This window comes from Erythrobacter sp. 3-20A1M, from assembly GCF_018636735.1.
In the GTDB taxonomy this organism is placed as follows: domain Bacteria; phylum Pseudomonadota; class Alphaproteobacteria; order Sphingomonadales; family Sphingomonadaceae; genus Alteriqipengyuania.
In genome coordinates, this window is the sequence record NZ_CP045200.1 from 1,503,089 (window position 1) to 1,522,078 (window position 18,990).

Below are 18,990 nucleotides of genomic sequence, written 5' to 3' on the forward strand. Positions count from 1 at the left end.
CGCCGGGCGCGCTTCGACGGCCGCTTTAGCCCTGAAAATTCGTCTCCAGCGTGATCTCGCAATCGAGCAGCTTGGAAATCGGGCAGCCTTCCTTGGCCTTCTTCGCCAGCTCCTCGAACTTCGCCTGATCGGCGTCGGCGACCTTGCCGGTCAGCGTCAGGGCCGATTTGGAAACCCTGAACCCGCCGTCGGGATCGTCTTCCAGGGTCACCTTGGCGGTGGTTTCGAGATGGCCGTCTTCGAAGCCTGCGTTCCCCAGTTGGATCGACAGCGCCATCGTGAAGCAGCTGGCATGCGCGGCGGCGATCATCTCTTCGGGATTGGTGCCCGGCTTGTCCTCGAACCGCGTGTTGAAGCCATAGGGATGGTCGAGCGCGCCCGACTTGGTCTTGACGTGGCCCTTCCCGGACTTGCCTAGGCCATCATAGGTCGCGGTGGCGGAATTGGTGGTCTTCATCTGCGTTTCTCCGTTTAGGGTTCGCGCGATAGACGGATCGGGCCGGCTATGCGTTCCCCGCTTCGGACGCTCTTCTCAACTGGCGGATTTCACCACGTACAACTCCCCATCGCCATCAAGGATATAGAGGCGTCCGTCGGTATCCCGGACGACCGCCACCGGCCGCTCCAGAGTGCCACTATCTGGCACGAAATCGGCGGTCCGGTTCTCCATTTCGGTGGACGGATGCAGAATCCCGTCACTCAGGAAACCGCCACGGAAGGCGAAGATCTTGCCTGAAGCGTCGGTCACCAGAACCCGGTCGTCGAGGCTACCGATGCCGCCGGTGTAGTAGACTCCGCCCGTCATGCCCTGACCCTGGAAAAAGCCATCGCCGTATGTGTAGGTAAGCGACGGGCCGATAACGGCGGCCGGTGGGTTGTCTATCCGCTCGTAGGTTCCCTCGCGATACGGCCAACCAAAATCGAGGGGCTGGGCGTTCTGATTGAAGTAATCGACTTCTTCCTGCCGCCCGGTTCCGCTGTCGAGCAGGAAACTGCGTGACGCGTAGCCACCTCCGCCCGCGGGCGCATGGACACCGTCACCGAACAGTTCCGCAGCGATGCAATAACTTGACAAGGAAGCGCCGCAATAGGGATCGACCTGGACGCGATAGAACTTGCCGTAACCGGACGTGGGATCCTGCGCGAGTTGTCCCCCGGGATCGCCGAGGGCCCCGAACAGGAACCCGTCGCCGCCGATGAAGAGCGTTCCGCGCGCTTGCTGCGAAGAAGGCTGTGCAATCCGCGTGGAGATGGAATAGTTCTGTCTCGATTCCTGCAAGACGATCGTACGAACGAAGACGCCCTTCCCGGAGATATCGAGCATCACGACGCCGTACCCGTTGAAGTGCGCCACCGCGAGAACGCGGCCCGTTTCTCCGGGCAGGAAGACGTTGCCGGTAAGATTGCCGGACGCCGATCCGCCGAAGAATTCGCGGACCGTGCCGTCTTGGGAGACGGCGATGAGGCCGGCGGAGCCCCGGGTTCGGGCTGCGATCACCGGGTCGTTCCCGAGGCCGCTAACAAGGCGCGTAACCGCGACGCCCTCGCGGTCGTTCGTGACTTCGACTGTCAGTGCGAGGTTTGCCGCGCCACCCTTGCCGTCCTTCGCTGTCAGGGTGACTTGGTAGAGATTGTCGTAGCCCGCATCGGTAGGCTGGTCGAAATTGGGCGCTTTGACAAAGTTGAGCGCGCCGCCGGAAATTGAAAACGCAGAAGCATCGCTCCCACCGGAAATCGATATGGTGACCGGGTCGCCGTCGGGATCAGTGGCAGTGGCCGTGTATATCGTTCCACCCGAATTCTCGACTACCGAGACCGCAGATCCCGAAGTGAAGGTCGGAGCTTGGTTTGTCGGGGCGGACGGCGGGGCTGTCGGCGTGGATACCCCGTCATCACCCCCACACGCTACCAGAGCAAATGACGCAAACAACGCAGCATAACGCCGCCCACCGATCGTGATACCGCCCATCATGCACCCCCCATTTGAAGGAGGTGGTCGCATTGCTGGCGCGAACCTGCAATGCAAAAATTCTCAAAATGTCAGATGATCCCCACGGCCTTCCCCGCCGCCTCGAACATCTTCAGGATAGTGTCCACTTCCTCCTCGCTGTGTTCGGCACACAGCGAGCAGCGCAGCAGGGTCATGTTGGCGGGCGTTGCGGGCGGGCGGGCGAGATTGACGTAAAGCCCTTCGGTCAGCAGCGCTTCCCACATCGCCGCGCCCTGCTCCAGGTCGGGCATGATGACCGCCACGATCGCGCTCTGCGGCTCGTCGGTGCCGAGCTCGAACCCCAGCTCCTTCAGGCCGCCATGCAACCGCTTGGAATTCTCCCACAGATGCGCCCGCTTGTTGCTGCCCTGCATCAGTTTGCGGATGGAGGTGCAGGCAGTCGCCACCACGCTTGGCGGAAGGCTGGCGGTGAAGACGTAGGGGCGGCAGACCAGCCGCATGATCTCGAACTTGGGATGGTTGGACACGCAGAAGCCGCCCACCGTGCCGACGCTTTTCGAGAAGGTGCCGATGACGAAATCGACCTGGTCGAGCACGCCCTGGTCCTCCGCCACGCCGCGGCCGTTCTCGCCGATGAAGCCCATCGAGTGCGCCTCGTCGACCAGCACCATCGCGCCGTTTTCCTTCGCGACGCGGATCATGTCCTTCAGCGGGGCAACGTCGCCCAGCATGGAATAGACCCCTTCCAGGACGACGAGCTTGCCCGCGCCTTCCGGAATGCGCTTCAGGCGCTTTTCCATCGCCTCGATATCGTTGTGCTTGAACGGCACGATCTCGGCATCGCCCAGCTTGCACCCGTCCCAGATGCTGGCGTGGCTGTCGATGTCGAGGACGACGTAGTCGCCCTTGCCCGCGATGGTGGAGATGATGCCGAGATTGGCCTGATAGCCGGTGGAAAAGACCATCGCATGGTCCATCCCGTAGAATTCGCGCAGCGCGTCCTCGCACTCGCGGTGCCCCTGATAGGTGCCGTTCAGCACCCGGCTGCCGGTGGTCCCGCTGCCGAAATCGCGCAGCGCCTGCTCGCCCGCCTCGATTACCTGCGGATCGAAGGTCATGCCCATGTAGTTGTAGGTGCCCAGCAGGATCGTCTCGCGCCCGTTGCAGATCGCCCGGGTCGGCGACAGCACCTGTTCCATCACCAGGTTGAACGGATCCGCAGCCCCGCCCGCGAGCAGGTTCTCGCGCGTCTCGATCAGCCCGTCGAACTTGCTGAACAGGTCGCGGTCGCCGCCTTCGCGGGTCTGCGGCTGGTCGGAAGTGGCCAGCCCCTCGCTCATGCGTCTGCCTGCAGCTTGGTCACCGCATCGACCAGCTGGCCGTAGGTCTCGATCTCGGCCTGCTGGTTCATCGAGATGATGATATCGAACTCGTCCTCGATCGCCGCGACGAAATCCATCACCGTCAGGCTGTCGAACTCCAGATCGCCCTGGAACGTGGTCGCATCGGTGATCGCCACGCCCTTCTTGTTGAACGGTTCGATGAGCTCGCGGATTTTCTGGTCGACCTCGGCGCGGTCCATGGCGGTGTGTCCTTTAGCAAACTGGCCCTCGCGGCAAAGCGGGGGCACGGGGGTATTGTCAAGCTCTGCGGCGTATCACGCGCTGGCCAGCAGGCGTTCGACGCAGGCGGAAAACGGCCCGATCGACACCGGCTTGGCGAGGTATTCGGCCGCGCCCGCATCGCGAATCCGGTCCTCGTCCCCCTTGCCGGCGAAGGCGGTGACGGCGAGGATGGGCACGTCCGCCAATCCGGCCTCGCGCTTCATCTGCGCGATCAGGTCGAGGCCGGAGATATCGGGCAGCTGGATATCCAGATGGCGAGATCGGGGCGGAACTTGCGCGCGGCGGGCAGCGTGCTCGCCCCGTCGGGACAGCCCATCACCTCGTGCCCGCGCGCCCGCAGCACGTCGCAGAACAATTTCCGGTTGAGGTCGTTATCCTCGACAACCAGTATTCTCTTTGTCACGGCGGGGCTCATCCTTTCGATCCCCCGACCCTAGGCCAGCCACAGGACGCAAGACAATCATTCGCGAGCCCAAACCCCACGAACATTCCCCCAGCGACCCCGACGCGCTGGCGCTGAACGCGCTCGGCTGGGTGCTGACCGACGACCAGCGGGCCGAACGGCTGCTGTCGCTCACCGGCCTGACGCCCGAGGTGCTGCGCGACCGGCTGACCGACCGGCAGGTGCTGGCCGCGGTGCTCGACTTCCTCGCCAATCACGAACCCGACCTGCTGCTGGCCGCCGACGCGCTGAGCGTCGAACCGGCGGACCTGCTGGCCGCGCGCGAGAGGCTGGCGCGATGAGCGCTTCCTCCGCAAAACGCCCGCTGGTCATCTGCGACTGCGACGAGGTGCTGCTGCACATGGTCAGCCATTTTCGCGACTGGCTGGCGGAAACGCAGGCGATCGAATTCCGCATGCAGGGCAACGATTTTGCGCACGCCATGCGCTGGCAGGAAACAGGCGAGCTGGTCGAGCAGCCCGAGATCTGGCGCCTGCTTGGGCGCTTCTTCGACACCGAGATGGACCGGCAGGATCCGATTCCCGGCGCGCTGGAGGCGATCGCCGAGATTTCCAGGCATGCCGAGGTGGTCATCCTGACCAACCTGCTCGACGAACGGCGCGAGAGCCGGGTGGAACAGTTGCGCAAGTTCGGGCTGGAGGTCGAGGTCTATACCAACCAAGGCCCGAAAGGCCCGGCGATCGCCGACATCATCGAACGCCACGCACCGGGCAAGACGATCTTCATCGACGACCTGGCGCAGCATCATGGATCGGCGGCGGAAACCGTGCCGGACGTGATCCGTCTGCACCTGTGCGGTGAGCCCTCGCTCGCCCCGCACATCGCGTGCGGCAAGGAGGCGGGCCACGCCCACGCCCGGATCGACAGCTGGGACGAGGCGCTGCCGTGGATACTGGAACAGTTGAAGGAGGACGAGGACGCATGAGCATCGAGAACAGGTTGAACGAGCTGGGCCTGAAACTGCCCGAGGCGGCAGCCGCGGTCGCGAGCTATATCCCGGTGGTGGTGCAGAACGATTTCGCCCACGTCTCCGGCCAGCTCCCCTTCATCGACGGCGAGCTGGTGACAGGTCGGCTGGGCGAGGACGTCTCGCTGGACGAGGGGATCGCAGCGGCGCGCGCGTGCGGACTGATGATCCTGGCGCAGCTGCACCAGGCGCTGATCCCGCTCGACCGGGTGGCCCGGATCGTGAAGCTGGGGGCGTTCGTCAATTCGACTCCCGATTTCACAGACCAGCCCAAGGTGGCGAATGGCGCATCGGACCTGATGTTCGACGTGTTCGGCAAGATCGGGCGGCATTCGCGCGCGGCGGTCGGCGTCGCCGCGCTGCCGCTCGGCGCGGCGGTGGAGGTGGATGCGATTGTCGCTCTTCACCCCCATTGATCGCCGGCGCGCGCCGCCCCCGGCCCCCGGGATCGCGGACTGGCTGGGGCAATGGGCCTACGCCCATCGGGGCTTGCACGGCGAAGGCCGAGTGGAGAACTCGCTGTCGGCGTTTCGCGCCGCGGTGGACGCGGGCTACGGCATCGAATGCGACATCCAGCGCAGCCGCGACGGGCGGGCGATGGTGTTTCACGACTGGGAGCTGGATCGCCTGACGGGGCAGCGCGGCCCCGTCGCCGCGCGGACGGCGGACGAGCTGGCAGCCATCGGACTGACCGGTGGCGGGGATACGATCCCGACGCTCGACACCGTGCTGGGCGAGATCGCCGGGCGCGTCCCGCTGCTGATAGAAATCAAGTCGCGGCGCGGAATGCCCGTGGTTCCGGTGTGCCGCGCGGTGCGCACCGCCCTGGAGGGCTATCGCGGCCCATTCGCGGTGATGAGCTTCGACCCGCGCATCGCGCGCTGGTTCGCGGCTGAAATCCCCGGCATGCCGCACGGGCTGGTGGTGACGGAGGAAAACGCGCGCGGGGTTGCCGGAACCTGGCGGCGGCACGCGGCGCTGTGGCATGCGAAGCCAGCCTTCCTCGCCTACGATATCCGCGACCTGCCCAGCGCCTTCGCCGCGGCGCAGCGCGCCCGGGGTCTGGGGCTCCTGACCTGGACCGTGCGCGGCGCAGCGCAGCGTGCGGTGGCCGAGCAGCATTGCGATGCCCCGATCTTCGAGCAACGCGACGAAGTGGAGGCCGCGTGAGCGAGCTGGTCGGGCGCATCCGCGGCAGCGTGGGCGAATTCGATCGCGGCGCGTGGGATGCGCTGGCGGGGCCGGGCAATCCCTTCCTCTCGCACGCCTTCCTGACCGCGCTGGAAGATTCGGGCAGCGTCGGGCCCGGCACTGGCTGGGACCCGGTGCCGCTCGCGATCTCGCAGGGGGAGGACGGTCCGCCGCTCGCCGCCTTGCCCGCCTATCTCAAATCGCACAGCCAAGGCGAATATGTCTTCGACCATGGCTGGGCCGACGCGTGGGAGCGCGCGGGCGGCAGCTATTATCCCAAGCTGCAGATCGCGGTGCCCTTCACCCCCGCGACCGGGCCGCGCCTGCTGTTGGCGGACGAGGCGCTGGCCGCGCCGCTGTTGCGCGCGGCGGAGATGTTCTGCGACCAGAACGGCATTTCGGGCGCCCATGCGACCTTCATCGCACCCACGCAGGTGCCGCTGTTCGAGGATGCGGGTTGGCTCATCCGCTCCGACATCCAGTTCCACTGGGAAAACCGTGGCTACGCGGATTTCGACGCCTTCCTGGATGCGCTTTCCAGTCGCAAGCGCAAGAACCTGCGCAAGGAACGCGAGCGCGCGCAGCAATCGGTGGACGAGATTCGCCACCTGACCGGCGACGATCTGACCGAAGAGGTGTGGGACGCGTTCTGGCGGTTCTACCAGGATACCGGACAGCGCAAATGGGGCCGGCCCTATCTGACGCGCGAGGCCTTCAGCCTGCTGGGGCAACGGATGGCCGACCGGATCCTGCTGGTATTCGCCTATAGCGGCGGCGAGCCGGTGGCGGGCGCGCTGAACATGATCGGGGACGATGCGCTGTATGGCCGGTACTGGGGCTGCACGCGCGACATCCCCTATCTGCATTTTGAAATCTGCTATTACCAGGCGATCGATGCCGCGATCGCGCGCGGGCTGGCGCGGGTCGAGGCGGGTGCGCAGGGCGGGCACAAGCTCGCCCGCGGATACGAACCGGCGCAGACATATTCGGCGCACTGGATCGCGGATCCCGGATTTCGCGCCGCGATCGCCGATTTCCTGGAGCGCGAGCGGCAGGGCGTGGCGACCGACCAGCTCTTCCTGGGCCAGCGGACGCCGTTCAGGAAAGACGGCTGATCAGGCAGCGCTGCGTTCGGCGGACAGCCATTCGCGGGCCCGGCGCTGCGCCTCGGCAATCTCGCGCGCGGTCATTTCGTCGGCGATCTCCGCCCGGCACCAGCACGCGGCCTCGTGCCCCCGCGCGGCGGCGAGGTTGAACCATTTATGCGCCTCGATCATGTCGCACCGCGCGCCGTGGCTGCCGGTCGAGAAGATCACGCCGAGATCGTACAGCGCCTCGATTCGCCCGCTGGCGGCGGCGGCCAGGCATTCGGCCACCAGCGCGTCGGCCAGATAAGGCGGCATTTCCCCCGCCGCCTCGATCGCTCTCATCTGCATACGGGTTTCCCCCTGTTTCGCGCCGGACATGCCGGCTCCCCACCCCGAAAGGTGCGACAGCATGGTAAAAACTTCGTTAAGCATGGCGCGCGTAGTGGCTGCGAAACCCCTCCGCCCGGTGTCCCCACCTAGTCCCGCGCCCAATTGCAGAGCGCGCTTGTGCCCGCCCGGCGCGGCTCCTATAGGCCCGCTCGTGGATCGGCGGGGAATGTTGCGGGGTCGCACTCGCTTCGTCAGTGAGCCCGGCGGGACGAGCTGAAGAGGATCGGATGTCCGCTTTGCCCAACGATGACAATGCCATACTCTCGCGGGCCAACGCCGTGCTCGACGCCGGTTACGTGCCCGACGACGACGAGCCCTATATGGGCGAGCGGCAGCAGCATTATTTCCGCAAGCTGCTGATAGAGTGGAAACGCTCCATCCATACCGATGCGGGCTCCACCCTCCAGAACCTGCAGGACGGCCCACTGCGCGAGCCCGACGTGGCGGATCGCGCATCGAGCGAGACCGACTGGAGCATCGAGCTGCGCACCCGCGACCGGCAGCGCAAGCTGATTGCCAAGATCGACGCGGCCCTGCGGCGCATCGACGCGGGCGAGTACGGCTATTGCGAAGTAACCGGCGACCCGATCGGGTTGAAGCGGCTGATCGCGCGGCCGGTCGCCACGATGAGCGTGGAGGCGCAGGAGGCGCACGAGCGGCGCGAGAAGATTTCGCGCGACGATTGATCGCGCGCCACCGATTCGGGCTTCATGGCTTGTTAGCCGTGGCCTTAAACCTTCGTTAGCCGTCGGCGCGCTATCTCGTAACCATCTCGGTATATCCGCCACCGCGTCCCGGGCGCTGGCCAGCGAAGAGGAGAAAGCGAGAAACCATGTCTGCGGTCGACACGCGATCCATTTCGCGGGACAGCCTGCTGCTGCTGGCCGAGGTTTCGGCTGGCGAGGGCGCGCCTGTGCGCGTGAAGGTGCGCAACCTGTCTGCCGGCGGCATGATGGCGGAAGGCGACATCCATCCGCAGCGCGGGGCGAAGCTCGACATCAATCTGCGCAATATCGGCTGGATCGACGGGACCGTGGCCTGGACCCAGGACGACCGCTTCGGCATCGCCTTCGACCAGGAAATCGATCCCAAGCTGGTGCGCGCGCCCGGCCCGGCCAAGGGCGAGGACGGGTACCAAACGCCGCGCTATCTGCGCCCGGCGGTCGACGATAGCCGCTTCGCCGGCGGCCCCCGGCGCAAGATCTAGCATTTGGCCCGCTGACCGCGCCCCGCTTGCCTGCTAGGCCTTGCCCGATGCGGGCGTTGCCGATCCTGATCCTGTTCCTGGCCCTCGCCATCGCGGGGTGCGACCGCTCCGACCCGCAGGGCGGGGTCGCGCTCGCCACCATCGACGACAACCCGATCGCGGCCGATCCCGGATTGCGCCTGTCCTACGCCGAACAGCAGGTGCGCGGGGCCGTGGCGGAGGGGCTGGTCACGCTGGACGCGGCGGGCGAAGTGGTGCCGGCCGCCGCCGAAAGCTGGATCGTCACCGATGACGGGCGCAGCTTCATCTTTCGCCTGCGGCAGGTCCGCTGGCCGGACGGATCGGAACTGACCGCGCGCGAAGTGCGCAATTCGCTCCAGCGCGCGCGCAAGGAACTGTCCGGCACCTCGCTCGGCCTCGACCTGGCGCGCATTCGCGATATTCGCGCGCTGACCAACCGGGTGGTCGAAGTCCGCCTCACCAGCGCCATGCCCGAATTTCTCCATTTGCTGGCGCAACCTGAACTCGGAATACGCAAGCGGGGCTCGGCGGCAGGGTTGGGCCCGATGCGGCTGGTCCCCGAGCGCGACGTCTCGATCCTGACCTTTCCGGAAAGGGCACCGGACGAGCCCGCCGCGGAGGATCGCCGCGTCGTGTCGCTGCGCGCGCTGCCCGCCCGCGAAGCGATTGAACAGTTCCACAGCGGCGCTCTGGCGGCGGTCTTCGACGGCCGGTTGCAAGACTGGCCGTTCGCCGATGTCGGGCCGCTGTCGCGCGGGACCATCCGCCTCGATCCAGCGCTCGGCCTGTTCGGGCTGGAATTCGTCAATGCCGACGGGCTGCTGGCCGATGCCGCGCGGCGCGAGGCGCTGTCGATGGCGATCGATCGGGAGGCGCTGTTGCAGCCGTTCAACGTGGGCGGGATCACCTACGCGACGCGGATGGTGCCCGATCTGGTGGTGCCGACCGAACTGGCCAGAGGGGATCGCTGGCCCGACCTGACGATCGCGCAGCGCCAGGCGGAGGCCGCGCGCCGCATCGCGGCCTGGGCGCGCGGCAGCGCCACGCCGCCGGTGCTGCGCATCGCACTACCGGGCGGGGAAGGGGGCGATCTGCTGTTCGCCGGCCTCGCGCGCGATTTCGCGGCGATCGGCGTCCGGCTCGAACGCGCGGAAGAGGGCGGCCCCGCCGATCTGCGCCTGGTCGACCGGCTCGCCCGCTACGCCGCTCCCCGCTGGTTCCTGAACCAGTTCAACTGCGCGATCTCGCGCAGCATCTGCTCGCCGGACGCCGATCTGCTGACGGCGCAGGCGGTGGCGGAGCCCGACGCGGCGCTCAGCACGAATCTGATCGCGGAGGCGGACGCGGCGCTGACCGGCGCGGAGGTGTTCATCCCCCTCGCCATGCCGATCCGCTGGTCGATGGTGCGCGGCTCGCTCGGCGGGTTCGCCGAGAACCGCTGGGGCTGGCATCCCTTGTTCCCGATCGCCACTGCCCCCACCTCGTGAGGGGTGAGAGAGGACCCCGACACGATGACAGACAGTGAGCGCGCCCGCCCGATGGGGATCGACCTGCCGACCGGCAGCGATCCCGCCTCCATCCGCCGGCGGATCGAAGCGATGGAGCAATTGCTGGAACGCAGCTTCCGCGTGCCCGGCGTGAACTACCCGATCGGGCTCGATTCGATCGTTGGGCTGATTCCCGTGGTGGGCGATTTCGTGACCGCCGCGATGGGCGCCTATATCGTTTGGGAAGCGCGCAATCTCGGTCTGCCGAAGTGGAAGCTGTGGCGCATGGGCGGACATATCGCCTTCGACACCGCGCTGGGGGCGGTGCCGCTGGTGGGCGATGCGTTCGACTTCCTCTATCGCTCCAACAGCAAGAACCTGAAGATCATCCGGAAGCATCTCGACAAGCATCATCCGGCCCAGCGCACGATCGATGGCTAGCATGATCGATGACTAGACCGGTTTCGCGCGCAACCAGGCCGCGCTAGGGCAACGGGCATGGCGAAACGCGACGTCACCTATTCCTCCTATCTCGATCTCGACCGCGTGCTCGCGGCGCAGCACCCGGTCTCGGGTGCCGACGACGAGATGCTGTTCATCATCGTCCACCAGGCGAGCGAGCTGTGGCTGAAGCTGTGCCTGCACGAATTGCAGCGCGCCCGGCGGCGGATCGTGGCGGACGATTTGCGTCCCAGCTTCAAGATGCTGGCCCGGGTTGCCCGCGCGCAGGGGCAGCTGATTCAGAGCTGGGATGTGCTCAGCACCATGACCCCGCACGATTATTCGCAGCTTCGCCCGCATCTGGGCGGATCGAGCGGGTTCCAGAGCGCGCAGTACCGGATGATGGAATTCCTCCTCGGCGGGCGCAATCCCGACATGGTGACCATGCACGAGGCGACGCCCGAGGTGGCCGCGGAATTGCGCGCCGAACTGGACCGGCCGAGCCTGTACGAGGAATGCGTCCGGTTGCTGGCGCGGCGCGGCTTCGCCATTCCGGACGAGGTGTTCGACCGCGACCGGGAAAGCCCCTGGGAACGCAGCGCGGCGGTGGAGGCAGCCTGGGCCGCGATCTACCGCGATCCGGAGGCCAACTGGGACCTGTACGAACTGGCCGAGAAGTTGGTCGATCTGGAATACCATTTCCAGCGCTGGCGCTTCGGCCACCTGAAGACGGTGGAGCGCATCATCGGCTTCAAGCGCGGGACCGGCGGCACGCCCGGCGTGCCCTATCTCGGCAAGGTGCTGGAGCAGGCCTTCTTCCCCGAACTGCTGAGCGTGCGGACGGCGTTGTGACCATCAAGTCCGCTCGCCCTGAGCCTGCCGAAGGGCCGTATTTCTCTTCCAGCGCTGCGCTCGAAGAAAGGGCGGTCCTTCGACAAGCTCAGGACGAGCGGGAAGGGGAGGGCTCATGACCGACCAGATCCTCTCCCGCGCCCGCGAGATGGACGCCGCCGATCCGCTGGCCCAGTTCCGCTACAGGTTCACCCTGCCCGAGGGGGTGATCTACCTCGACGGCAACTCGTTGGGCGCGCTGCCCAAGGCGACGCCCGCGCGGCTGGAGGAGGTCGTGCGCGGCGAATGGGGCACCGGCCTGATCCGCAGCTGGAATGACGCCGACTGGATCGACATGCCGCAGCGCGTCGGCGGCAAGATCGCCCCCCTGCTCGGGGCCCGGCCCCATGAGGTGATCGTCGCCGATTCGACCAGTGTGAACCTGTTCAAGCTGATCGCCGCCGCGCTGGAAATGCGGCCCGGTCGCAAGGTCATTCTGTCCGAACCGGGCAATTTCCCAACCGACCTTTACATGATCGCCGGGCTGGAGCGGCAGGGGCTCGCCGAGCGGCGGCTGGCTGAGCGCGTGGGCATCGCGGGAGCGCTGGATGAAGACGTGGCGTTGCTCCTCCTCACCCACGCGCATTACAAGACCGGCGAGCTGTTCGACATGGCCGCGCTGACGAAGGCCGCGCACGATGCGGGCGCGCTGGTGCTGTGGGACCTGTCGCATTCGGGCGGCGCGCTGCCGGTCGATCTGAACGCGGCGCACGCGGATTTCGCGGTCGGCTGCGGCTACAAATATCTGAACGGCGGCCCAGGCGCGCCCGCTTACGCCTTCGTGGCGGAGCGGCACCATGCGCAGCTCGCTCAGCCGCTGACCGGCTGGTTCGGCCACAATGCCCCGTTCGACTTCACCGACGATTACGAGGCGGCTGGCGGGATCGAGCAATTGCTGTGCGGCACCCCGCCGATCCTCGGCCTCGCCGCGCTGGAGGTGGGGGTGGATCTCGTCGCGGAGATGGGCGTCGATCGCCTGCACGAAAAATCCATGGCGCTGTCCGAGGCGTTCCGTTCCTGCCTCGCCGCGCACGGCGTCGAGCTGGAACTGGTTAGCCCCGAGGACCCCGAGCGGCGCGGCAGCCAATTGAGCTTCCGCCACGAGAACGCCTATGCCCTGTCGCAGGCGCTGATCGCGCGCGGCGTGATCGGCGACTTCCGCGCGCCCGACATCCTGCGCCTGGGCTTCGCACCCGCCTACCTCCGCTTCGAGGACATGGCCGAAGCCGCGCGCCACCTCGCCGAGGTGCTGGCGAGCAGCGAATGGCAGCGGCCCGAGTTCAATCGTCGGGCGGCGGTGACGTGATCTGCTAGACCACCGCCCGCGCCGCGATCGCCAGCAGGCTGAGCACGGCGATCGGGAACTGGGTCGGGCGCAGCCGCGCGAAGAAGGCGGGTGCGTTGCCACGCTTCGCCGCGCGGGTATCGATCAGCGTTGCCAGCGCGAAGCCGAGCGCCAGCGCCATCACGCCCCACAGCGGCGGCAACAGCACGCCCAGCCCGGCGAGCACCACGTAAGGGATCATCGTCGCGATCTCGACCGGGGTGGAGGCACGCTCGCGCTCGAACGCGAAGCCGCGCCGGACACCCGCGACGAACGCCAGGATGAGAGCGCCCCATACCTGCGTAAGCCACAGCGCCAGCGCCTGCCACGCGGGGGTGCCCAGCCACACGCCCAGCGCTCCCGCGACGAAGGGTAGCATCGGGCCGTAGCCGAATATGATGCTGGGGAGGGGGGTGGTCTCGCGGTCGCTCATGCCGACCTCAACCCATCGGGTTCACAGCATGCCGCATGCAGGGATTTGTGTCCGATGTCGCCGAATGTGGGCAGCGGCGGTATGCGCGACGCCAGTCGAGGAGCCGCGCATACCGCGCGCCAAGACCGTCAGGCGTAGGACAGGCCGGCGCTGCGAAGGCGGGGCTTGCGCGACCGCATGGCCCAGCCCAGAGCGCCAAAGCCGAGCAACATCAGCGCCCAAGTGGCAGGCTCCGGCACGCCGCCGGCGGTGGCGGTGATTGCGGTATTCGGCGTGGTCTGGAATCCAAACGAATTCAGTGTGGTGTTGGTCGTATACGCAAACCCGTAAAAGTAGTTGCCTGCCGATCCGACCCGCAAACCGAGGAAATTGTCGCCATTCGAATAGGGGGCCGCCGTGGCACGGGGAAAGGAGCCATATCCGCCCAACGTCGAATCATCATAGGTGACCGTGCCGCGGTTGACGAAGTCGACCGAAGGGCTCCCGAAGACGTTGCGCACGGCTGCGTTGCCTCTGGTGGAAACAGCGAGGGGCCCGAAGATATCGCCGGTGCCGCTGAAGGTGAAAGTGCCCCCCATGAAGCGGAAGCTCACCGGCGTGTCGCTGAAATCGGAGTTGAGCTTGACGATGAAGGGCGCTGCCTGCGCCGTGGTCGCGGTAAGGCCAAGCGCGAGCGCGCTCGTGGTGAGCAGGATCGCCCGGTTAATCGAAATCTTGCGCAAGGTCTTTCTCCTGTTACCCGTCGGCTACGATGGTTAACAGTTCCTTGGCGCGCGAGCCATCAAAGGCACTTTGAAAACAAATCAAAATTCCGATGGAACGCAAGGGTGCGCTGATTGTTTTGAGCCGAACGCGCGCGTAATCCTGCGCGCGCGTAATCCTGCATTCGCAGCCCGATTTATTCCTCCGGCGCGGTGTCCCAATAAAGCCTGCCGCGCCAGGTTTCGTGTGATTGGGTGGATAGCTCTTGCCGTGCTGCTGCAATTGCCACCTGATGGGGCGGATCGCGCCGTCTGTTCATGCGCTTCTTCCTCCGCTGAGCGTAGCGCGGGGTCCCCGGCAACTTTCGCGCTCCCCACACCTTGCGCGTCGGTCTAGCGCCCGCCTGTCTGCGCGTCGCTGAGTATGGTCGGCGATGGCCGCTTTCCTACCCGGCCCAAACGCGATTAGCTACGCGTCATGTCTGCCGTAGCTCCTCCCGCTCCGTTGCCGGAAGTTGACACCGAACGTTCGGTTTCCCGCAACAAGCCCTTGAAGCTGAGCCGAAAATCCAAAAGTCGCAGTTTCGCAAAACACCCCCTTCGGTGTTCCATGCGTGCCGCGATCACTCCTCCAGTTCGATGTCCCAATAGAGCCAGTCGCGCCAGGTTTCGTGGAGGTAGTTCGGCGGATAGCTCTTGCCGTGCTGCTGCAATTGCCAGCTGGTCGGGCGGATCGGGTCGCAGGCGAGGTGCATGTGCGCCTGGCGCGGGGTGCGACCGCCCTTCTTCATGTTGCACGGCGCGCAGGCGGTAATGATGTTCTCCCACGTCGTCTTGCCGCCGAGGCGCCGGGGCACGACATGGTCGAAGGTCAGGTGCTGCCCGCTGCCGCAATACTGGCAGGCGAACCGGTCGCGCAGGAACAGGTTGAAGCGGGTGAAGGCGGGGAACTCCGAATGCTTCACATAGTCGCGCAACGCGATCACGCTGGGGATCTTCATGTCGAGCGAGGGGCTGTGCACGCGCCGGTCGTAGCTTTCGACGATATCCACCCGGTCGAGGAACACCGCCTTGATCGCGGTCTGCCACGGCCACAGGCTGAGCGGATAATAGGACAGCGGCGTGTAGTCGGCGTTCAGCACCAGCGCGGGGCAGGCCGAAAGGTTGCAACCCGCATCCTCCGCCATGGTGCGGAAGCGGGACCGGTTTTCGATCAGATCGGACTTGAACACGGTGTGCGTCCCCAGCTGATTTCGATCAAAGCACCACTTGCGGCAAAAAGCGTCAAGCCTGTTACAGACACGCTATCCACAGTGTTTTCCACTTCGCGCGAGTCGTCTTCGCAACACCGATGCCCCTGACATGACGATCGTCACTCGCTTCGCCCCCAGTCCCAACGGCCAGCTTCACTGGGGCCACGCCCTGTCTGCGATCACCGCGCACGATCTGGCGCGGGCGGAGCCCGGCGGGCGCTTCCTGCTGCGGATCGAGGATATCGACGGCCCGCGTTCGCGCCCCGAACTGGCCGGGCAGTTCCGCGAAGACCTCGCCTGGCTGGGGCTCGAATGGGAGGAGGTGCCCGCCCAGGGGACCCGGATCGCCAGCTACGAGTATGCGGCACAGCGGTTGCGGGGGATGGGGCTGCTCTATCCGTGTACCTGCACCCGGACACAGATCGCGGCGGGGGCGGAGAGGATCGGACCCGAAGGCCCCGTCTATCCCGGCACGTGCCGCCATCGGACCGAGGAACCGGAAGGACCCGTCGCCTGGCGGCTCGACGTGTCAAAGGCGCTGGAGCGGACGGGGCCGCTCACCTGGATCGACGCGATCGCGGGGGAGCAGCGCGCCGATCCGCTCACCGCGGGCGACCCGGTGCTGGTGAGGAAGGGCCTGCCCGCCAGCTATCACCTCGCCGCGACGCTGGACGATGCGGCTGACGGGGTGACGCTGGTGACGCGGGGCATGGATCTGTTCGCCGCATCGCACACGCACCGGTTGCTGCAGGCGCTGCTGGGTCTGTCGGTGCCGCGCTGGCATCACCACCGGCTGCTGCTGGACGCGGAGGGGAAGAAGCTCGCCAAGCGCCGGGGATCGCGCGCGCTGGCCGATCACCGCCTTGCGGGCGAGGACGGGCGGGAATGGGCGCAGCGGTTGCGGGAGGGGCGCTGGCCCGCTGGCATTTCGCTGCAGAATGCCTAGATAGAAAGCATGAACGCAATCCTCATCATCGCCCTCGTGATCCTGATGGGCCTCGTCGTCTATTCTCTGGTTCGCGGGATCATCGCGTTTCTGCAAAGCACGCGGGAGGATCTGGAGGATCAGTCCAGCGATCGCGCGAGCGAGCTGCAGCTGATGCAGAACAAGATGATGTTCAACCGCATCAAGTATCAGGCGCTCGCCATCGTGGTGGTTGCGGTGTTGCTCGCGGTCGCCAGCTAGGCGCGCGCGCTTCCCCCCTTTTGCGACGTGGTCAAGCTCAACAAGATCTACACCCGCACCGGCGACGACGGCACGACCGGCCTGGTCGACGGCTCGCGCCGGCCCAAGCACGATGCGCGCATGGCCGCGATCGGTACGGTGGACGAGGCCAACTCGGCGCTCGGTTTCGCGATACGCAAGCTGTCGGGCGCGCCGGCGGACGATGTCCGGCGCATTCAGAACGACCTGTTCGATCTGGGCGCCGATCTCGCGACCCCGGCGGGCGAGGACGAGGATTTCGCGCCATCGGAAATGGTGTTGCGCATCGTCCCCGCGCAAGTCGACCGGCTGGAGCAGGGGATCGACCGGCTGAATGCCGATCTCGAACCGCTGACCAGCTTCATCCTGCCTGGCGGGACGGAGGCGGCGGCGCGCCTGCATCTGGCGCGCGGCACCGTGCGGCGGGCGGAACGCGACATGGCGGCGCTGGCGGCTGCGGAGCCGGTCAATCCGGCGGCGCTCGCCTACATCAACCGCCTGTCGGACTATCTGTTCACACTCGCCCGCGCGGCCAATGCCGATGCGGGCGGCGATCCGCTATGGGTGCCGGGCGCCAATCGCTAGCGCGCGCCAGGCAGACGCAAACAGGGGAATTACGATCATGAAGACGGTGGGAATCATCGGCGCGGGCCAGATGGGCTCCGGCATCGCGCAGACGGTCGCGGCGCACGGGATCGACGTGCTGTTGGCCGATATCGACCTCGCCACTGCCGAGAACGCGAAGGCGGGCATCGCCAAGGCGCTGGATCGGCTGGTCGCCAAGGAGAAGATCGACCAAGCGGCGGCGAACGAGACGCTGGGTCGTATCACCCCCGTGGCGGATTACGCCCCGATGGGCGAGGCCGAGCTGATCGTCGAAGCCGCGACCGAGAAGGAAGCGATCAAGCAGGCGATCTTCGAGAAGGCCGGAGCGGTGCTGGGTGAAGGCGCGATCATGGCCAGCAACACCAGCTCGATCCCGATCACCCGCATGGCGAACCACGCGCCCGATCCGGCGCGCTTCATCGGGCTGCATTTCTTCAATCCGGTGCCGGTCATGGGGCTGATCGAAGTCATCCCCGGCCTCGCCACCGCGCAAGAGACGACCGACCGGATGACCGCTTTCGCGCAAAGCCTGGGCAAGGAAGTGGTGCTGAGCCAGGACGAGCCCGGCTTCGTCGTCAATCGCATCCTGCTGCCGATGATCAACGAGGCGGTATTCGTGCTGGGGCAGGGCACCGCCAGCATCGCCGATATCGACAAGGGCTGCCGGTTGGGTCTCAACCACCCGATGGGGCCGCTGCAGCTGGCCGATTTCGTCGGTCTCGACACCTGTCTGGAGATCGTGCGCGTGCTCCACGACACCACCGGCGACAGCAAATATCGGCCCGCGCCGCTGCTGGTGAAATATGTCGAGGCGGGCTGGCTCGGCCGCAAGAGCGGCCGGGGCTTCTATGATTATTCGGGCGAGGAGCCCCGGCCTACCAGATAGGCGGAACCGGGCCGCAAAGCCGCTCGTTCATGGGGCAAAGGAGATACCAGCATGAGCGACGACAAGAAGACCACCCCCGACGTCGGCGAGAGCAAGGAAGCGCGCATGGCCGACCAGGCGCCCGAGATGCACAACGACGAGCAGGACGATCACCGCAGCCAGGCACAGGAAGTCGCCGAGGAGGCGGAAGGGACAACGCGCGAGACGCGCAGTCCGACCGAAAGCGTGAAGGGAGACAACAAGTCGGGCCTGATGAACGATTCGACGCAGGACACCGTCGATCACATGCGCGACATGGAAAGCTCCGGCCGGATCGACATGGACGCCTATCGCGGCGAGCCCAATATGGACGATAACGAGGACAAGTACGGCCGGTCGAACAAGCTCGACAAGGAGCTGACGTCGGACGGCAGCGACGTCCCGGAGAGCTGATCGTCAGGCTAAGGCAAGCCCGTCGTTGAGAATCCACAGCCCCGCGACCAACAGTAGCGCACCGAGGATCAGGCCATAGGACAACAGCTTGAAGTTCGGCAGCGATGCCGGCTTCAAGTGGTGCGACGAAAGCTTGGCGAGCGTGATACAGGCGCGGCGCTGAGCGACGAAGGCCAGCACCGCGCCGCCCATGATGAACGCGGTGGCGATCGCCTTCGCCAGCCAGGGCGGATCGAACTCGCCGAACAGCGCGCTGAAGGCGACCCCTATGCCGATCGCGGCCAGCGCGGTGCGCAACCAGCCGGCAAAGGTACGCTCCACCGACATGATGTTGCGATCTTCGGCGAGGTCCGTTCGGACCTCCGCCCACTTCACCCGCGGATCGTCTTCCTCAGGATCGTCCTGTGCCATGGGCGACAGGCTAGCGCG

General features: G+C 66.3%; 25 protein-coding genes and 1 pseudogene. 16 read left to right on the forward strand and 10 right to left on the reverse strand.

The window, feature by feature from the left end:
• Window positions 1-25: 25 nt before the first annotated feature.
• The 5 genes and pseudogenes from F7D01_RS07460 to F7D01_RS07480 form a co-directional block, all read right to left on the reverse strand.
• The gene (locus tag F7D01_RS07460) at window positions 26-457 is read right to left on the reverse strand and encodes an OsmC family protein (RefSeq protein WP_215229548.1); all 432 of its coding nucleotides are present in this window, start codon (window positions 455-457) and stop codon (window positions 26-28) included.
• Between the two features lie 75 nt (window positions 458-532).
• The gene (locus F7D01_RS07465; protein ID WP_215229549.1) at window positions 533-1,972 is read right to left on the reverse strand and encodes an Ig-like domain-containing protein; all 1,440 of its coding nucleotides are present in this window, start codon (window positions 1,970-1,972) and stop codon (window positions 533-535) included.
• 68 nt (window positions 1,973-2,040) lie between these two features.
• On the reverse strand, window positions 2,041-3,291 hold the full coding sequence (locus tag F7D01_RS07470; RefSeq protein ID WP_215229550.1) for an aminotransferase class I/II-fold pyridoxal phosphate-dependent enzyme: 1,251 nt from the start codon (window positions 3,289-3,291) through the stop codon (window positions 2,041-2,043).
• Window positions 3,288-3,533, reverse strand: a complete 246-nt coding sequence (locus F7D01_RS07475) for an acyl carrier protein (RefSeq protein ID WP_215229551.1) — start codon at window positions 3,531-3,533, stop codon at window positions 3,288-3,290. The genes F7D01_RS07470 and F7D01_RS07475 overlap by 4 nt, the downstream gene beginning before the upstream one ends.
• A gap of 75 nt (window positions 3,534-3,608) precedes the next feature.
• Window positions 3,609-3,979, reverse strand: a pseudogene (locus F7D01_RS07480) (response regulator).
• Between F7D01_RS07480 and F7D01_RS07485 the strand changes: the two are divergent.
• The 5 genes from F7D01_RS07485 to F7D01_RS07505 are packed head-to-tail and all read left to right on the forward strand — an operon-like array spanning window position 3,973 to window position 7,312.
• Window positions 3,973-4,320 (forward strand): DUF3572 domain-containing protein, encoded by a 348-nt coding sequence (locus F7D01_RS07485; protein WP_371819701.1) that lies wholly within the window; start codon window positions 3,973-3,975, stop codon window positions 4,318-4,320. The pseudogene F7D01_RS07480 and the gene F7D01_RS07485 sit on opposite strands and share 7 nt — an antisense overlap.
• Window positions 4,317-4,964, forward strand: a complete 648-nt coding sequence (locus tag F7D01_RS07490) for an HAD family hydrolase (RefSeq protein ID WP_215229552.1) — start codon at window positions 4,317-4,319, stop codon at window positions 4,962-4,964. Before F7D01_RS07485 ends, F7D01_RS07490 begins: the two co-directional genes overlap by 4 nt.
• Entirely contained in the window at window positions 4,961-5,422 is a 462-nt protein-coding gene (locus tag F7D01_RS07495; RefSeq protein WP_215229553.1) for a RidA family protein, read from the forward strand. The genes F7D01_RS07490 and F7D01_RS07495 overlap by 4 nt, the downstream gene beginning before the upstream one ends.
• Window positions 5,394-6,176 carry a glycerophosphodiester phosphodiesterase family protein gene (locus tag F7D01_RS07500; RefSeq protein ID WP_215229554.1) on the forward strand — a complete coding sequence of 261 codons (783 nt, stop codon included), beginning with the start codon at window positions 5,394-5,396 and terminating at the stop codon, window positions 6,174-6,176. Before F7D01_RS07495 ends, F7D01_RS07500 begins: the two co-directional genes overlap by 29 nt.
• Window positions 6,173-7,312, forward strand: coding sequence for a GNAT family N-acetyltransferase (locus F7D01_RS07505; RefSeq protein WP_215229555.1), 1,140 nt, complete (start codon window positions 6,173-6,175; stop codon window positions 7,310-7,312). Before F7D01_RS07500 ends, F7D01_RS07505 begins: the two co-directional genes overlap by 4 nt.
• Here F7D01_RS07505 and F7D01_RS07510 read toward each other — a convergent pair whose 3' ends face one another.
• Window positions 7,313-7,600, reverse strand: coding sequence for a hypothetical protein (locus F7D01_RS07510; protein WP_371819717.1), 288 nt, complete (start codon window positions 7,598-7,600; stop codon window positions 7,313-7,315).
• Window positions 7,601-7,902: 302 nt separating this feature from the next.
• Here F7D01_RS07510 and dksA point away from each other — a divergent pair, with 302 nt between their 5' ends.
• The 6 genes from dksA to kynU all read left to right on the forward strand — a co-directional run bounded on the left by dksA (window position 7,903) and on the right by kynU (window position 13,028).
• Complete coding sequence (gene dksA, locus F7D01_RS07515) at window positions 7,903-8,361, forward strand: RNA polymerase-binding protein DksA (protein ID WP_215229556.1); 459 nt, start codon at window positions 7,903-7,905, stop codon at window positions 8,359-8,361.
• Window positions 8,362-8,507: 146 nt separating this feature from the next.
• Window positions 8,508-8,882 carry a PilZ domain-containing protein gene (locus F7D01_RS07520; RefSeq protein WP_215229557.1) on the forward strand — a complete coding sequence of 125 codons (375 nt, stop codon included), beginning with the start codon at window positions 8,508-8,510 and terminating at the stop codon, window positions 8,880-8,882.
• A 47-nt stretch (window positions 8,883-8,929) separates the two neighbouring features.
• Entirely contained in the window at window positions 8,930-10,390 is a 1,461-nt protein-coding gene (locus F7D01_RS07525) for an ABC transporter substrate-binding protein (protein WP_215229558.1), read from the forward strand.
• A gap of 24 nt (window positions 10,391-10,414) precedes the next feature.
• Window positions 10,415-10,831, forward strand: a complete 417-nt coding sequence (locus F7D01_RS07530) for a DUF4112 domain-containing protein (protein ID WP_215229559.1) — start codon at window positions 10,415-10,417, stop codon at window positions 10,829-10,831.
• Between the two features lie 57 nt (window positions 10,832-10,888).
• Window positions 10,889-11,683 (forward strand): tryptophan 2,3-dioxygenase, encoded by a 795-nt coding sequence (locus F7D01_RS07535; RefSeq protein WP_215229560.1) that lies wholly within the window; start codon window positions 10,889-10,891, stop codon window positions 11,681-11,683.
• Window positions 11,684-11,798: 115 nt separating this feature from the next.
• Complete coding sequence (kynU, locus tag F7D01_RS07540; RefSeq protein WP_215229561.1) at window positions 11,799-13,028, forward strand: kynureninase; 1,230 nt, start codon at window positions 11,799-11,801, stop codon at window positions 13,026-13,028.
• A gap of 4 nt (window positions 13,029-13,032) precedes the next feature.
• Here the strand turns inward: kynU and F7D01_RS07545 are convergent, their stop codons facing one another.
• The 3 genes from F7D01_RS07545 to F7D01_RS07555 all read right to left on the reverse strand — a co-directional run bounded on the left by F7D01_RS07545 (window position 13,033) and on the right by F7D01_RS07555 (window position 15,367).
• A complete protein-coding gene (locus F7D01_RS07545; RefSeq protein ID WP_215229562.1) occupies window positions 13,033-13,479 on the reverse strand; it encodes a DUF3429 domain-containing protein in 447 nt (148 codons plus the stop codon).
• Window positions 13,480-13,607: 128 nt separating this feature from the next.
• Window positions 13,608-14,201 carry a PEPxxWA-CTERM sorting domain-containing protein gene (locus F7D01_RS07550; protein ID WP_251567154.1) on the reverse strand — a complete coding sequence of 198 codons (594 nt, stop codon included), beginning with the start codon at window positions 14,199-14,201 and terminating at the stop codon, window positions 13,608-13,610.
• A 602-nt stretch (window positions 14,202-14,803) separates the two neighbouring features.
• Window positions 14,804-15,367: an HNH endonuclease gene (locus tag F7D01_RS07555; RefSeq protein WP_215229720.1), complete on the reverse strand. Its 564-nt coding sequence runs from the start codon at window positions 15,365-15,367 to the stop codon at window positions 14,804-14,806.
• A gap of 175 nt (window positions 15,368-15,542) precedes the next feature.
• Here F7D01_RS07555 and gluQRS point away from each other — a divergent pair, with 175 nt between their 5' ends.
• The 5 genes from gluQRS to F7D01_RS07580 are packed head-to-tail and all read left to right on the forward strand — an operon-like array spanning window position 15,543 to window position 18,561.
• Entirely contained in the window at window positions 15,543-16,379 is an 837-nt protein-coding gene (gluQRS, locus tag F7D01_RS07560; protein WP_215229563.1) for a tRNA glutamyl-Q(34) synthetase GluQRS, read from the forward strand.
• 9 nt (window positions 16,380-16,388) lie between these two features.
• Complete coding sequence (locus F7D01_RS07565) at window positions 16,389-16,619, forward strand: HIG1 domain-containing protein (protein ID WP_215229564.1); 231 nt, start codon at window positions 16,389-16,391, stop codon at window positions 16,617-16,619.
• A 27-nt stretch (window positions 16,620-16,646) separates the two neighbouring features.
• Window positions 16,647-17,222 (forward strand): cob(I)yrinic acid a,c-diamide adenosyltransferase, encoded by a 576-nt coding sequence (locus F7D01_RS07570; protein ID WP_215229565.1) that lies wholly within the window; start codon window positions 16,647-16,649, stop codon window positions 17,220-17,222.
• Between the two features lie 37 nt (window positions 17,223-17,259).
• A complete protein-coding gene (locus F7D01_RS07575) occupies window positions 17,260-18,129 on the forward strand; it encodes a 3-hydroxyacyl-CoA dehydrogenase NAD-binding domain-containing protein (RefSeq protein WP_215229566.1) in 870 nt (289 codons plus the stop codon).
• Window positions 18,130-18,180: 51 nt separating this feature from the next.
• Window positions 18,181-18,561: a hypothetical protein gene (locus tag F7D01_RS07580; protein ID WP_215229567.1), complete on the forward strand. Its 381-nt coding sequence runs from the start codon at window positions 18,181-18,183 to the stop codon at window positions 18,559-18,561.
• Window positions 18,562-18,564: 3 nt separating this feature from the next.
• Here F7D01_RS07580 and F7D01_RS07585 read toward each other — a convergent pair whose 3' ends face one another.
• Entirely contained in the window at window positions 18,565-18,972 is a 408-nt protein-coding gene (locus F7D01_RS07585) for a YidH family protein (protein WP_215229568.1), read from the reverse strand.
• Window positions 18,973-18,990: the final 18 nt, after the last annotated feature.

What these genes read in the sequence shown, in the direction of transcription:
- F7D01_RS07460 (WP_215229548.1), bottom strand. Translation starts at nt 457, where the DNA reads ATGAAGACCACCAATTCCGCCACCGCGACCTATGATGGCCTAGGCAAG.
- F7D01_RS07465 (WP_215229549.1), bottom strand. Translation starts at nt 1,972, where the DNA reads ATGATGGGCGGTATCACGATCGGTGGGCGGCGTTATGCTGCGTTGTTT.
- F7D01_RS07470 (WP_215229550.1), bottom strand. Translation starts at nt 3,291, where the DNA reads ATGAGCGAGGGGCTGGCCACTTCCGACCAGCCGCAGACCCGCGAAGGC.
- F7D01_RS07475 (WP_215229551.1), bottom strand. Translation starts at nt 3,533, where the DNA reads ATGGACCGCGCCGAGGTCGACCAGAAAATCCGCGAGCTCATCGAACCG.
- F7D01_RS07490 (WP_215229552.1), top strand. Translation starts at nt 4,317, where the DNA reads ATGAGCGCTTCCTCCGCAAAACGCCCGCTGGTCATCTGCGACTGCGAC.
- F7D01_RS07495 (WP_215229553.1), top strand. Translation starts at nt 4,961, where the DNA reads ATGAGCATCGAGAACAGGTTGAACGAGCTGGGCCTGAAACTGCCCGAG.
- F7D01_RS07500 (WP_215229554.1), top strand. Translation starts at nt 5,394, where the DNA reads ATGCGATTGTCGCTCTTCACCCCCATTGATCGCCGGCGCGCGCCGCCC.
- F7D01_RS07510 (WP_371819717.1), bottom strand. Translation starts at nt 7,600, where the DNA reads ATGCCGCCTTATCTGGCCGACGCGCTGGTGGCCGAATGCCTGGCCGCC.
- dksA (WP_215229556.1), top strand. Translation starts at nt 7,903, where the DNA reads ATGTCCGCTTTGCCCAACGATGACAATGCCATACTCTCGCGGGCCAAC.
- F7D01_RS07520 (WP_215229557.1), top strand. Translation starts at nt 8,508, where the DNA reads ATGTCTGCGGTCGACACGCGATCCATTTCGCGGGACAGCCTGCTGCTG.
- F7D01_RS07525 (WP_215229558.1), top strand. Translation starts at nt 8,930, where the DNA reads ATGCGGGCGTTGCCGATCCTGATCCTGTTCCTGGCCCTCGCCATCGCG.
- F7D01_RS07530 (WP_215229559.1), top strand. Translation starts at nt 10,415, where the DNA reads ATGACAGACAGTGAGCGCGCCCGCCCGATGGGGATCGACCTGCCGACC.
- F7D01_RS07535 (WP_215229560.1), top strand. Translation starts at nt 10,889, where the DNA reads ATGGCGAAACGCGACGTCACCTATTCCTCCTATCTCGATCTCGACCGC.
- kynU (WP_215229561.1), top strand. Translation starts at nt 11,799, where the DNA reads ATGACCGACCAGATCCTCTCCCGCGCCCGCGAGATGGACGCCGCCGAT.
- F7D01_RS07545 (WP_215229562.1), bottom strand. Translation starts at nt 13,479, where the DNA reads ATGAGCGACCGCGAGACCACCCCCCTCCCCAGCATCATATTCGGCTAC.
- F7D01_RS07555 (WP_215229720.1), bottom strand. Translation starts at nt 15,367, where the DNA reads ATGGCGGAGGATGCGGGTTGCAACCTTTCGGCCTGCCCCGCGCTGGTG.
- gluQRS (WP_215229563.1), top strand. Translation starts at nt 15,543, where the DNA reads ATGACGATCGTCACTCGCTTCGCCCCCAGTCCCAACGGCCAGCTTCAC.
- F7D01_RS07565 (WP_215229564.1), top strand. Translation starts at nt 16,389, where the DNA reads ATGAACGCAATCCTCATCATCGCCCTCGTGATCCTGATGGGCCTCGTC.
- F7D01_RS07575 (WP_215229566.1), top strand. Translation starts at nt 17,260, where the DNA reads ATGAAGACGGTGGGAATCATCGGCGCGGGCCAGATGGGCTCCGGCATC.
- F7D01_RS07580 (WP_215229567.1), top strand. Translation starts at nt 18,181, where the DNA reads ATGAGCGACGACAAGAAGACCACCCCCGACGTCGGCGAGAGCAAGGAA.
- F7D01_RS07585 (WP_215229568.1), bottom strand. Translation starts at nt 18,972, where the DNA reads ATGGCACAGGACGATCCTGAGGAAGACGATCCGCGGGTGAAGTGGGCG.